This window comes from Acidovorax sp. Leaf191 (assembly GCF_001424425.1).
Taxonomy (GTDB): Bacteria; Pseudomonadota; Gammaproteobacteria; order Burkholderiales; family Burkholderiaceae_C; genus Acidovorax.
In genome coordinates this window covers 157652-170262 of the sequence record NZ_LMPT01000021.1, presented here as the reverse complement: position 1 = coordinate 170262, position 12611 = coordinate 157652, and the positions used below count along the sequence as shown (strand labels likewise).

The following is a 12611-nucleotide window of genomic DNA, read 5'->3' as shown; positions in this document are numbered from 1 at the left end:
CTGCCCCGCTGCGCTGGATTGCTCACTCAGGCGTCATCGCACACCCGCTGGATGTACGCCTTGACCTGGTCCACATCGGCGGGCATCACCTGCACGCGCTTGGGCAGGTCTTCGATGCCCGCGAACTTCTCGGGCCGCTCGGGCGCGTGTCCCAGGGCTTCTTCGATGGTCTCTGCAAACTTGATGGGCAGCGCGGTCTCCAGCACGATCATCGGCACCGATGCGTCGCCACGGTGCTCACGCGCCACCTTCACGCCGTCGGCGGTGTGGGTGTCGATGGTCACGCCATGGCGCTGGTGGGTGTCGCGGATGGTGGCCAGGCGGTCGGCGTGGGTGCTCTTGCCGCTTTCAAAGCCGTACTTGCCCGCCGCATCGGCGAACAGCGGATCGGCGCTCAGATCGAACCGGCCATAGGTCTGCAGCGCGGCGCTGAACAGGGCCTTGGTGCGCTGGCCGTTGCGGCCCAGCAGGTCGAAGATGAACCGCTCGAAGTTGCTGGCCTTGCTGATGTCCATCGACGGGCTCGACGTCTCGTGCGTGTCGGCTGCGGCGCGCACGCGGTACGAGCCCGTGCGAAAGAACTCGTCGAGCACATCGTTCTCGTTGGTGGCGACCACCAGCTTGGCGATCGGCAGACCCATCTGGCGCGCCACGTGGCCCGCGCAGACGTTGCCGAAGTTGCCCGACGGCACGGTGAAGCTGACCTTCTGGTCGTTGGTCTCGGTGGCCTGGATGTAGCCCGCGAAGTAGTACACCACCTGCGCCAAAAGACGCGCCCAGTTGATGGAGTTGACGGTGCCGATCTTGTACTTGCGCTTGAAGTCGAGGTCGTTGCTCACGGCCTTGACGATGTCCTGGCAGTCGTCGAACACGCCTTCGATGGCGATGTTGTGGATGTTCTCGTCCTGCAGGCTGAACATCTGCGCCTGCTGAAAAGCGCTCATGCGGCCGTGGGGCGAGGTCATGAAGACGCGCACGCCCTCTTTGCCGCGCATGGCGTACTCGGCCGCGCTGCCGGTGTCGCCGCTGGTGGCGCCCAGAATGTTCAGCTCTTCGCCGCGGCGCTTGAGTTCATACTCGAACAGGTTGCCCAGCAGCTGCATGGCCATGTCCTTGAAGGCCAGCGTGGGGCCGTTGGACAGGGCTTCGAGCCACAGGCCGTCTTCCAGGTGGCGCAGGGGCACGATCTCGCCCGTGCCGAACACTTCGGCCGTGTACGTCTTGGCGCAGATGGCCTTCAGGTCGGCGGCAGGGATGTCGTCGATGTACAGCGACAGGATCTGGAACGCCAGTTCGGCGTAGCCCTGCTCGTGGTACGCCTTGCGCAGCTTGGTGAGCGTGGCACCGCTGATCTTGGGGTACTGCTCGGGGAGGTACAGGCCGCCGTCGGGCGCCAGGCCTTCGAGCAGGATGTCGCAGAAATGCTTGCGGTCGGCATGGCCGCGGGTGGAGATGTACAGCATCAGTTCAGTTCCTCCTTGCGGATGCGCGTGATGGGCGCCAGCACCGTGGGCAGCGCCTGCATCTGGGCGATGACGGCGTCCATGGTGCCTTCGCGGGTGTCGTGGGTCAGGATGATCAGGTCGGTCTGGGTGGAGCCTTCGCCCCCCACTTCGTCGGCTTCGCGCTGCAGCACCGCGTCGATGCTCACGCCGGCTTCGGCCAGCAGGCCCGTGACCTTGGCCAGCACGCCGGCCTGGTCGGCCACGCGAAGGCGCAGGTAGTAGCTGGTGACCACTTCGCTCATCGGCAGCACCGGCAGCGTGCCCATGGCGTCGGTCAGCGTGTGGGCCTGGAAGGCCAGGTGCGGCACGCGGTGCTCGGGGTCGGCCGTGTGCAGGCGGGCGATGTCCACCAGGTCGGCGATCACGGCGCTGGCGGTGGGCTCGCTGCCCGCGCCCTTGCCGTAGTACAGCGTCGTGCCCACGGCATCGCCCTGCACCACCACGGCGTTCATCGCGCCTTCGACGTTGGCGATCAGCCGCTTGGAGGGCACCAGGCTCGGGTGCACGCGCAGCTCCACGCCCTTGTCGACGCGCTTGGTGATGCCCAAGAGCTTGATGCGGTAGCCCAGCTGCTCGGCGTACTTGATGTCGGCAGCACCCAGCTTGGTGATGCCTTCGACGTAGGCCTTGTCGAACTGCACCGGGATGCCGAAGGCGATCGCGCTCATCAGCGTGACCTTGTGCGCGGCGTCCACGCCTTCGATGTCGAAGGTGGGGTCGGCCTCGGCGTAGCCCAGGCGCTGCGCCTCTTTCAGCACCACGTCGAAGTCCAGGCTCTTGCTGCGCATCTCCGACAGGATGAAGTTGGTGGTGCCGTTGATGATGCCGGCGATCCACTGGATGCGGTTGGCGGTCAGGCCTTCGCGCAGCGCCTTGATGATGGGGATGCCACCGGCCACGGCGGCCTCGAAGGCCACCATCACGCCCTTGGCCGATGCGGCCGCGAAGATCTCGGTGCCGTGCACGGCCAGCAGCGCCTTGTTGGCGGTGACGACGTGCTTGCCGGCTGCGATGGCCTCGAGCACCAGCGCGCGGGCGATGCCGTAGCCGCCGATGAGCTCGATGACGATGTCGATATCGGGGTTGGCGATGATGGCGCGGGCGTCGTTCACGACCTCGATGCCGTCACCCACCGCAGCCTTGGCGCGGTCCACGTCGAGGTCGGCCACCATGGTGATCTCGATGCCGCGGCCGGCGCGGCGGCGGATTTCTTCCTGGTTGCGCTGGAGCACGTTGAACACGCCGCTGCCGACGGTGCCGATGCCCAGAAGGCCTACTTGGATGGGTTTCATGGTGATGTTGGGAAAGGGTTGGATCGGGTTGAAATGGAAGGCCGGCCGTCGCGGCGCGGCGGGGCTCGGTCTCAGCGTGTGACGTAGCTCGGCAACTGCCAGGCGCCGCCAGGAAAGCCCCGGCACATGCTGTCGCCGGCCTCACGGGTGAGCACGAAGCCCTGCCCGTCGAACTGCCAGTCGCGCGTCGACCAGCAGTCGCCGATGCCACGGCCCTTCATCGCCGAATGGACAGAACCCGTGTCGGCATCGAACTCGCCGTCCACGTCCTGCAAAGGCTCGGGCTTGTGGGGCGGCAGGTCGCTGGCGACCCACAGCAGGTTGCTGAAGTTGTACGCGCCCATGCCGCAGGGCAGGGACACCAGAAGCTTGCGGTCCGTGAGCCGGCGGACCTGGGCGGTGGACGGGTTCAGCGGGTCCTGGCCGTTGCACTGGTCGGCCACGCTGGCACGGTCGATCTCGGCGAGCAGGGGCCTGGCCAGCGCGCCATCGCCCTTGCGGGGCGCCACCGGCAGGACGCCCTTGACCACGGGCGCAGCCACGGGCCGCAGCACCGAGGACTCCGCCTTGGTACCGCGCCGCACCAGCGCGCCCGGCGTGCCGACGCGGCCCTGGGCCTCGTCCATCTTGAGCAGCACGGCGCTGGCGCCCGCCAGCGACAGCGTCCACCGGTCGTTGCCTGCGGACAGCGTTGCCTCGTCGTTCCTGAGCAATTCCTGCAGCAGGCGGGGCACCTGGCCGGCCGGCACGCGCGGCACGGCGCCCTCCAGGCCGCGCAGCGACAGCTTGCCCACCTGCAGGTCGAGCGCCGCGGGATCGGCCTTTTCGGTATAGACCTGCAGGTCCACCTGAACCGGCGCATTCGGGCCTGCCAGACGCGTCAACAGGATGGAGACAGGTTCGGAATCGCCGTCCTCCGACTGGTAGCCCACGGCGCGGCAGGTGCGCGTGTTGTCGCATTGCAGCGCCCAGTCCTTGTGCTGGAACCTGACGGGCTCTGCCTTGGGGTCGGCGGCGTGCGCGGACGGCCACGGTGCAGCCAGGGCGAGCGCGCCGGCCAGCACGGCCACCACGCGGTCGGCGGCGAAGCGGATACGCATGTGAAAAGCCCTCCTCACTCGGCGCCGTGCCACTCAGGCCGCAGCCGAGGCTGCCGCCGCAGCAGCCGCCTGCTTGCGCTTGCGGTACTGCTCCAGGAAGCGCGCCACGCGGCCGATGGCGTCGCGCAGGTCGTCCTCGTGGGGCAGGAACACGATACGGAAATGGTCGGGAGCCGCCCAGTTGAAGCCGGTGCCCTGCACCAGCATGACCTTGGTTTCCTGCAGCAGCTCCAGGAAGAACTGCTGGTCGTCCTCGATGGGGTAGACGGCCGGGTCCAGCCGCGGGAACATGTACAGCGCCGCCTGGGGCTTGACGCAGGTCACGCCGGGGATGGCGGTGATGAGCTCGTACGCCAAGTCGCGCTGCTTGCGCAGGCGGCCGCCCTCGCCCACCAGCTCGTTGATGCTCTGGTAGCCACCCAGCGCCGTCTGCACGGCCCACTGGCCGGGCACGTTGGCGCACAGGCGCATGTTCGAGAGCATGTTCAGACCCTCGATGTAGTCCCGGGCAGGTTTCTTGTCGCCCGACACCACCAGCCAGCCCGCGCGATAGCCGCAGGAGCGGTAGCTCTTGGACAGCGAGTTGAAGGTGAGCGTGAGCACGTCCTGGCTCAGCGACCCGATGGCCGTGTGCTTGGTGCCGTCGTACAGCACCTTGTCGTACACCTCGTCGGCGAAGATCACGAGGCCGTGTTCACGGGCGATGGTGATGATGCCCTTGAGCAGCTCGTCCGAGTACAGCGCGCCGGTGGGATTGTTGGGGTTGATGACCACGATGCCCTTGGTGCGGGGCGTGATCTTGGCGCGGATGTCGTCCAGGTCGGGCATCCAGCCGTTGGCCTCGTCGCACAGGTAATGCACCGGCGTACCGCCCGACAGGCTGGCCGCGGCCGTCCACAGCGGGTAGTCGGGCGAGGGCAGCAGCAGTTCGTCGCCGTTGTCCAACAGCGCGTTGGTGGCCATGACGATCAGCTCGCTGGCGCCATTGCCCAGGTAGATGTCGTCGAGCGCCACGCCCTTGATGCCCTGCTTTTGCGTCTCGTGCATCACCGCCTTGCGCGCCGCGAAGATGCCCTTGCTGTCCGAATACCCTGCCGAGTTGGGCAGGTTGCGGATCATGTCGAGCTGGATCTCTTCCGGCGCATCGAAGCCGAACACCGCCAGGTTGCCGATGTTGAGCTTGATGATCTTGTGCCCGTCTTCCTCCATCTGCTTGGCCGCGTCCATGATGGGCCCCCGGATGTCGTAGCAGACGTTGGCGAGCTTGGCGGATTTCTGGACGGTTTTCATGCGCTGACAGTGGAGGAGTAAGGTCAGGTGGCGGGCCAGAGCGGCGGGCACCTTGGCGAACCTATAATTTGACCACAGATCAGATGCACCACCGGCCCCTTCGCCCGAAGGCCCGCTGCCACACCGCCGCTCGCCAGGGCCCCACCCGACACCCATGAAATTCCAGCCCGACCGCTCGAACGCCCAAACCATCAGCGGATACGGCCCCGGCTGGATCGGCGTGGACGCCGAGAAGATCACCCACAGCGTCATCCTGGGCTCCAACGGCCTGCGGCAAGCCTGGCCCTGCACGCGTTTCGAAGACCTGACGGCGGAGCACTTCGCGCAGCTGGCGGGTCTGGACGCAGAACTCGTCATCTTTGGCAGCGGCACGCGCAACCGCTTTCCGCCCCCCGCGTGGCTCGCGCCGCTGATCGCCCGCCGGCTGGGCCTGGAAACCATGGACACCGCGGCCGCCTGCCGCACCTACAACATCCTGGCAAGCGAAGGCCGCAACGTGGTCGCCGCCCTGCTGCTGGAAAGTTGACACTGGCCCCGCCAGATCGGCGCGCGACACGCCGGCCCTTCAGGGCGCCCGGCGGCCCCACCCCCTGCGGGAAAGGGTTGGACACACAGTCTTACATTTGGTTAGCAATCGATTTCGGAGTAAAATCACGGGTTGCGGTCGGGGGCACTCACAAGAGCAATAACACACCCGCTTCCCCCGGCTTATCAACGACTACATCCTGAGAGATTGAAGTGATATGGCGATCGTTGTCAACAAACCCCTCCCCGAATTTGAAGCCAACGCGACCGGTGGACTCAAGGTTTCCAATACCACCCACCTTGGCCAGATCATGGTGCTCTACTTCTATCCCAAGGACAACACGCCGGGCTGCACCACGGAAGCCATGCAGTTCCGCGACAAGTACAAGGACTTCGTGAAGGCCGGCGCCGCCGTGTTCGGCGTGTCGCGCGACAACATGAAGTCGCACGACGACTTCAAGGAAAAGCTGGAGCTGCCCTTCGAGCTCATCGCAGACACCGAAGAGAAGATGTGCCACATGTTCGGCGTGGTCAAGAACAAGATCATGTACGGCAAGAAGGTCAAGGGCATCGAGCGCAGCACCTTCCTCGTCGGCCCGGATGGCATCCTGGTCCAGGAATGGCGCGGCCTGAAGGTCCCCGGCCACGTGGACGAAGTCCTCAAGGCCGTGAAGTCCATCAAGGCCCTGAAAAAAGCCGCCTGACAGCAGATTGCACGGGAACACAGCGCGTCCAAGCCACAGCTCTGCGGTTTTGCCCAAGCCCGACATCCGGAATAGGCATAATGGTTTGATGCTCCTGGTTCCCGCAACGCCTATCACCCCCTCCCGCAAAGCCGCCTTGGTCTCCAGGCGGCTTTTTGCTTTCTGAGTTTCCGATATTCCCACCGTCACTGACCGAGGCCCTGTCACCATGCCCCTGCCCCCAGCCCCCAGCCGGCGCGCCGCCCTCCTCGCCCCCGAAGCCTACGATGTGACCGCCCGCCCCGGCAAAGCGGCCTCCACCGCCGCAGACGCTGCCGATGCCGTCGGCTCGGTGCCCGAGGTGGCGACACCGGCAGCACGCACCACAACCCGCAAGACAGCTTCCGAACGCACAGCCTCCTTGCAGGTCGTGTCCAGCGCCACACCCGCAACGCCTGCCACCACGGCAGAGCGCTCCGGCACGCGCAGCAACCGCGCCGAGCCCGCAGCCCCGGCAGAGGCCCGCAGCCCCACCCGCAAGACGCCTGCACGCACCACGGCTGCTTCTGCCGCCGCAGCAGCCCCCGCCGTGGCCGCCCCGGCGGCTGCGGCAGCACCATCGGCCAGCCGCACCAAGCGCAGCAAGCCCCAGGGCCCGACCAAGCTGTTCGTGCTGGACACCAATGTGCTGCTGCACGACCCCACCAGCCTGTTCCGCTTCGAAGAGCACGACATCTTCCTGCCGATGATCGTGCTGGAGGAGCTCGACGGCCACAAGAAGGGCATGACCGAAGTCGCCCGCAACGGCCGCCAGACCAGCCGCTCGCTGGACGCACTGGCCGGCGTGCAGGGCGCCGACATCGGGCGCGGGCTGAAGCTCGACTCCACCGGGCAGCGCGCTGCCGGCGGCTGCCTGTACTTCCAGACCGCACCACTGGACTACAGCCTGCCCACCAGCCTGCCGCAAGGCAAGGCCGACAACCAGATCCTGGGTGTGGTCGAGGCCCTGCGCAAGGAGCACGCACCGCGCGAAGTGGTGCTGGTGTCCAAGGACATCAACATGCGCGTTAAGGCGCGCGCGCTGGGCCTGAACGCCGAGGACTACCAGAACGACAAGACGCTGGAAGACGGCGACCTGCTGTACGCCGGCGTGCTGGCGCTGCCGCCCGACTTCTGGGCCAAGAGCGGCAAGAACGTCGAGAGCTGGCAGAGCGGCGCGCACACCTACTACCGCATCGGCGGGCCCATCGTGCCGCAGCTGATGATCAACCAGTTCGTGTACTTCGAAGCCCCCGGCGAGCCCAGCCTGTTCGCCCGCGTGAGCGAGATCCGCGAAAAGACGGCCGTGCTGCAGACCCTCAAGGACTACGGCTCGGCCAAGCACGCGGTGTGGGGCGTGACCACGCGCAACCGCGAGCAGAACTACGCCATGAACCTGCTCATGGACCCCGACATCGACTTCGTGACCCTGACCGGCACGGCCGGTACCGGCAAGACCCTGCTGGCCCTGGCCGCGGGCCTGACGCAGGTGCTGGACGACCGCCGCTACACCGAGATCATCATGACCCGCGCCACGGTGAGCGTGGGCGAGGACATCGGCTTCCTGCCCGGCACCGAAGAAGAGAAGATGGGCCCCTGGATGGGTGCGCTGGACGACAACCTGGAGTTTTTGGCCAAGGGCGACGGCGGCAATGCCGGTGAGTGGGGGCGCGCCGCCACCAACGAGCTCATCCGCAGCCGCATCAAGATCAAGAGCATGAACTTCATGCGCGGGCGCACCTTCCTGAACAAGTACGTGATCATCGACGAGGCGCAGAACCTGACGCCCAAGCAGATGAAGACGCTGATCACCCGCGCTGGCCCCGGCACCAAGATCATCTGCATGGGCAATCTGGCGCAGATCGACACGCCGTACCTGACCGAAGGCTCCTCGGGCCTGACCTATGCGGTGGACCGCTTCAAGGGCTGGCCGCACAGCGGGCACATCACGCTGGCGCGAGGTGAGCGCTCACGCCTCGCAGACTTCGCCAGCGAGGTACTCTGACGAACTGCACTGCTCCACAATGAAAAGGCCCCTGCCATCGGCAGGGGCCTTTTCATTTCCGACCTGTGAAGTGGGCGCGGCCCCGCCAGCGCTCCCGTGCAAGGGCCGCCCCGCCGCACTGGGAGCGTCCCCCTGGGGGGATGGCGCGAAGCGCCTCAGGGGGGTTCAATAATCATCACCGCCGCTGCCCATGGCCAGGTTCTCGAAGCGGGTCTGGTTCTTCTGGAAGAACAGCTTCACGGTGCCGGTGGGGCCGTTACGCTGCTTGCCGATGATGACCTCGGCCACGTTGGGCTCCTTGCTGTCCTTGTTGTAGTAGTCGTCGCGGTAGATGAACATGATGATGTCGGCATCCTGCTCGATGGCGCCGGATTCGCGCAAGTCGGACATCATGGGGCGCTTGTCGGTGCGCTGCTCGACCGAGCGGTTGAGCTGCGACAGCGCGATCACCGGGCACTGCAGCTCCTTGGCCAGCATCTTGAGACCCCGGGAGATTTCGCCCAGCTCGGTGGCGCGGTTGTCGGAGCTGCCGGCACCCGATCCGCTCATGAGTTGCAGGTAGTCGACCACGATGAGCCCGAGCTTGCCGCACTGGCGCGCCAGGCGCCGGGCGTTGGCCCGCAGCTCGCCGGGCGTGAGGCCCGGCGTCTCGTCGATGTGCAGCGACACGGTGCGCAGCTTCTCGATCGCCTCGGTCAGGCGCGGCCATTCGTCGTCGGTGAGCTGGCCGGTGCGCAGATGCCCCTGGTTCACCCGGCCGATGGAACCCACGATACGCACCGCGAGTTGCGCGGCGCCCATTTCCATCGAGAAGATGGCCACGGGCAGGCCTTCGTTGAGCGCCACGTGTTCGGCGATGTTCACCGCGAACGAGGTCTTGCCCATCGAGGGGCGGGCTGCCAGCACGATCATGTCGCCCGCCTGCAGGCCGGACGTCATGCGGTCCAGGTCGGCAAAGCCGGTGGGAATGCCGGTCACATCCACCGGGTTGTCCGCCATCTCCTGCACCTTGTCGAGCAGGTCGATCACCAGGGTGTCGAGCGATTGGAAGCCCTGCTTGGTGCGTGAGCCTTCTTCGCCGATGGCGAAGATCTTGGCCTCGGCCTCGTCCAGGATGCGCTCCACCGTCTTGCCCTGCGGGTTGAAGGCGTTGGTCGATATCTCATCGCTGGCCGTGACCAGCTTGCGCAAAATGGCGCGCTCGCGAACGATCTCTGCGTAGCGGCGGATGTTGCTGGCACTCGGAACGTACTGGGCCAGGTTGTTCAGATAGGCCAGGCCGCCCATGTCCTGCGCCTTGCCCTGGTTCTTCAGGTGCTCGAAGACGGTGATGACGTCGGCCGGCTTGCTGGCATTGATCAGCGCACCGATGGCCGCGTACACCATCTGGTGCTCGTGGCGGTAGAAGTGGCTCTCCACCAGCAGGTCGCCCACGCGGTCCCAGGCGTTGTTGTCCAGCAGCAGGCCGCCCAGCACGCTGGACTCGGCCTCGATGGAATGCGGCGGCACACGCAGCTGCGCCACCTCGCGGTCTGGCTGCGGCACGGGTGGCTCGAAGCCACTCTCCTCGAGCGGGGGGAAGACTGCTGACATGACGGTTCTCCGGGCAAAGGCTGCATGCAGCTCCCGCACTGGCGGGGCATATGCGGGGATAAGCCTGTGGGTAACTCGTGGATTACCCGTGGGCAACCATGTACAAAAAGTGGTGACCCAAAGACAAAAGCCGCCCGGAGGCGGCCTTTGCAACGGTCACTGGGTGACGATCAGGCGGTTTCGCCGTAGACCGACACGGTGACGTCCACCACCACATCGGTGTGCAGAGCCACGCTGACAGTGCTTTCGCTCACGACCTTGATCGGGCCGTTGGGCAGGCGGATTTGCGACTTGGCCACCTTGTAGCCTTGCTTGTTCAGCTCTTCGGCGATGTCGTGGTTGGTCACGGAACCAAACAGACGGCCGTCCACGCCAGCCTTTTGCGTCAGCTTGACGGTGGTGCCGGCCAGCTTCTCGCCTTGGGCCTGGGCTTCTGCCAGCTTGGCAGCTGCGGCCTTTTCGAGTTCGGCGCGCTTGGCTTCGAACTCTGCCTTGGCGGCTTCGGTGGCGCGACGGGCGCGGCCAGCGGGGATCAGGAAGTTGCGGGCGTAGCCGTCCTTGACCTTGACGATTTCGCCCAGGTTGCCGAGGTTCACAACCTTGTCGAGCAGGATGATTTGCATGGGTTGTGCTCCTTAGATCTTGTGCTGGTCGCTGTAAGGCACCAGGGCCAGGAAGCGCGCGCGCTTGATGGCGGTGTTCAGCTGACGCTGGTAGATGGCGCGCGTGCCGGTCAGGCGTGCGGGGATGATCTTGCCGTTTTCGGCGATGAAATCGCGCAGCGTGTCGACATCCTTGTAGTCGATTTCTTCAACACCGGTCACCGTGAAGCGGCAAAAGCGCTTGCGCTTGAACAGCAGGGACTGGGTGTTGCGCTTTGGGCGCTTGTCTTTGTTGAACTTCTTGAACGTGGCCATTGCGGACCCCTTGAAAATTAATTTTGTTGAATATCCTGGATGTGCAGCACTGCGGTCTTGCCATTGCGCGGGGTTGCCAGAAATCCACTGAAAGTCCAGAGACTTCCGATGTTCTGCCTTGCCAGACGCTCGGCCATCGCACCAAAGGCGACGGCTTTCATGGCAGCCTTGACTTCGCGGGGGTGGCCTGCCTCGGTTTGCCGGGACTCGTGTTCGAGCCGCAGCGTGAGGGCAGGCAATCCGGCGGGTGTGTAGCGCAGGGCTTCAGCCTCTGCGATACATGCGGTCAAGACTACGCGGTTCTCCACTCCAACGGGCTGGATCAGCGCTCGGCGCGTTCAGTGCGCTCGGCGCGCTCTGGACGGTCACCACCGGCGGCTGCGTATTCAGCCTGGCTGGCCTTGCGGGCTTCTTCGCGCTCGACGGTCTTCATCATCGAAGATGGGCCCGTGTCGGCCTTCTTCTTCTGAACCGTCAGGTGGCGCAGCACGGCGTCGTTGAACTTGAAGGCGTGCTCCAGTTCAGCCATCACAGCCTGGTCGGCCTCGATGTTCACGCACAGGTAGTGGGCCTTGGCCAGCTTGTTGATCAGGTACGCCAGTTGACGGCGGCCCCAGTCTTCCACGCGGTGCACCTTGCCACCGCCAGCGGTGATCATGCCCTTGTAGCGCTCCAGCATGGCTGGAACTTGTTCGCTTTGATCCGGATGGATCAACAAAATGATTTCGTAATGACGCATGCAGACTCCTTTTGGATGACACCACCCGCTGCGTCTAGAAGCGGTGTGGCAAGGCAAAGCCGGCAATTATAGCCCGACCTTCGCCGCTTGTACACTCACGCCTGTTCGAACGCCTGCAAAATCCCGAAATGTGGCCCCGACCGCCACCCAGGGACTTGCAAATTGGCCGAGCGGGACGACATGCCTTACAACAAAACGCGCCGGGCCTGGGCACGCAGCCACAAGCCCCTGCGCCGGACCTTGAAATGCCCCGGCACGTCCCCACATCCCGCGCGTACCGCTGTTTATCCACCTTCAGATCCCAACATGTCAGACACCAGCCAACCCACTGCACAGACTGCCCCCGCCCCCGAAGAAGTTGAAGCCGCCATGGCTGCCCACGCCTCCGACGAGCTGGCGCGGCTGCAGGGCGAGCTGGCCGAACTCAAGGCCAAGAGCGCCGAGCTGGCCGACCAGTTCCTGCGCGCCAAGGCCGAGGCTGAAAACGCCCGCCGCCGCGCCGAGGACGAAGTCTCCAAGGCCCGCAAGTTCGGCATCGAAAGCTTTGCCGAGAGCCTGCTGCCCGTGGCCGACAGCCTGGACGCCGCGCTGGGCATCAAGGAAGCCACACCCCAGCAGTTGCGCGAAGGCGCAGACGCTACCCTGCGCCAGCTGACCTCGGCCCTGGAGCGCAACAAGGTGCTGGCCATCAACCCGGAAGCGGGCGCCAAGTTCGACCCGCACCAGCACCAGGCCATCAGCGTGGTACCCCTGCCTGCCGACTCCACCCAGGAGCCCAACACGGTGGTCGCCGTGCTGCAAAAGGGCTATGTGATCGCCGAGCGCGTGCTGCGCCCTGCCCTGGTCACCGTCGCCGCACCGAAATAAATGGGGGATAACGGCTTGAAGCCAGCCGAGTTATCCACAAGTTACTAGCCATCCAA

General features: G+C 65.5%; 13 protein-coding genes. 4 read left to right on the top strand and 9 right to left on the bottom strand.

Annotation, left to right across the window (positions count from 1 at the left end):
* Nucleotides 1-26: 26 nt before the first annotated feature.
* The 4 genes from thrC to ASG27_RS22190 all read right to left on the bottom strand — a co-directional run bounded on the left by thrC (nt 27) and on the right by ASG27_RS22190 (nt 5187).
* The gene (gene thrC, locus ASG27_RS22205; protein WP_056420955.1) at nt 27-1463 is read right to left on the bottom strand and encodes a threonine synthase; all 1437 of its coding nucleotides are present in this window, start codon (nt 1461-1463) and stop codon (nt 27-29) included.
* Nucleotides 1463-2797, bottom strand: a complete 1335-nt coding sequence (locus tag ASG27_RS22200; protein ID WP_056420953.1) for a homoserine dehydrogenase — start codon at nt 2795-2797, stop codon at nt 1463-1465. The genes thrC and ASG27_RS22200 overlap by 1 nt, the downstream gene beginning before the upstream one ends.
* Before the next feature lie 71 nt (nt 2798-2868).
* On the bottom strand, nt 2869-3897 hold the full coding sequence (locus ASG27_RS22195; RefSeq protein WP_056420951.1) for a DUF1176 domain-containing protein: 1029 nt from the start codon (nt 3895-3897) through the stop codon (nt 2869-2871).
* Between the two features lie 33 nt (nt 3898-3930).
* Complete coding sequence (locus ASG27_RS22190; RefSeq protein WP_056420948.1) at nt 3931-5187, bottom strand: pyridoxal phosphate-dependent aminotransferase; 1257 nt, start codon at nt 5185-5187, stop codon at nt 3931-3933.
* 154 nt (nt 5188-5341) lie between these two features.
* Between ASG27_RS22190 and ASG27_RS22185 the strand changes: the two genes are divergently transcribed.
* The 3 genes from ASG27_RS22185 (at nt 5342) to ASG27_RS22175 (ending at nt 8439) form a co-directional block, all read left to right on the top strand.
* Nucleotides 5342-5713 carry an Mth938-like domain-containing protein gene (locus ASG27_RS22185; protein ID WP_056420944.1) on the top strand — a complete coding sequence of 124 codons (372 nt, stop codon included), beginning with the start codon at nt 5342-5344 and terminating at the stop codon, nt 5711-5713.
* 217 nt (nt 5714-5930) lie between these two features.
* Nucleotides 5931-6416: a peroxiredoxin gene (locus ASG27_RS22180; RefSeq protein ID WP_056162260.1), complete on the top strand. Its 486-nt coding sequence runs from the start codon at nt 5931-5933 to the stop codon at nt 6414-6416.
* Nucleotides 6417-6624: 208 nt separating this feature from the next.
* Entirely contained in the window at nt 6625-8439 is a 1815-nt protein-coding gene (locus tag ASG27_RS22175) for a PhoH family protein (RefSeq protein ID WP_056420942.1), read from the top strand.
* 165 nt (nt 8440-8604) lie between these two features.
* On the opposite strand, the gene dnaB is transcribed toward ASG27_RS22175, so the two are convergent.
* The 5 genes from dnaB to rpsF form a co-directional block, all read right to left on the bottom strand.
* Nucleotides 8605-10032: a replicative DNA helicase gene (dnaB, locus tag ASG27_RS22170; RefSeq protein WP_056420940.1), complete on the bottom strand. Its 1428-nt coding sequence runs from the start codon at nt 10030-10032 to the stop codon at nt 8605-8607.
* Nucleotides 10033-10202: 170 nt separating this feature from the next.
* Nucleotides 10203-10655: a 50S ribosomal protein L9 gene (rplI, locus tag ASG27_RS22165; RefSeq protein WP_056420937.1), complete on the bottom strand. Its 453-nt coding sequence runs from the start codon at nt 10653-10655 to the stop codon at nt 10203-10205.
* A gap of 12 nt (nt 10656-10667) precedes the next feature.
* Complete coding sequence (gene rpsR / locus ASG27_RS22160; protein ID WP_044397946.1) at nt 10668-10949, bottom strand: 30S ribosomal protein S18; 282 nt, start codon at nt 10947-10949, stop codon at nt 10668-10670.
* 17 nt (nt 10950-10966) lie between these two features.
* Nucleotides 10967-11257, bottom strand: a complete 291-nt coding sequence (gene priB, locus ASG27_RS26245; RefSeq protein ID WP_082486070.1) for a primosomal replication protein N — start codon at nt 11255-11257, stop codon at nt 10967-10969.
* A 14-nt stretch (nt 11258-11271) separates the two neighbouring features.
* Nucleotides 11272-11688 carry a 30S ribosomal protein S6 gene (gene rpsF, locus ASG27_RS22155; RefSeq protein WP_056420930.1) on the bottom strand — a complete coding sequence of 139 codons (417 nt, stop codon included), beginning with the start codon at nt 11686-11688 and terminating at the stop codon, nt 11272-11274.
* Nucleotides 11689-11994: 306 nt separating this feature from the next.
* Between rpsF and grpE the strand changes: the two genes are divergently transcribed.
* Nucleotides 11995-12555, top strand: coding sequence for a nucleotide exchange factor GrpE (grpE, locus tag ASG27_RS22150; protein WP_056420926.1), 561 nt, complete (start codon nt 11995-11997; stop codon nt 12553-12555).
* The last annotated feature ends 56 nt before the right edge of the window (nt 12556-12611 follow it).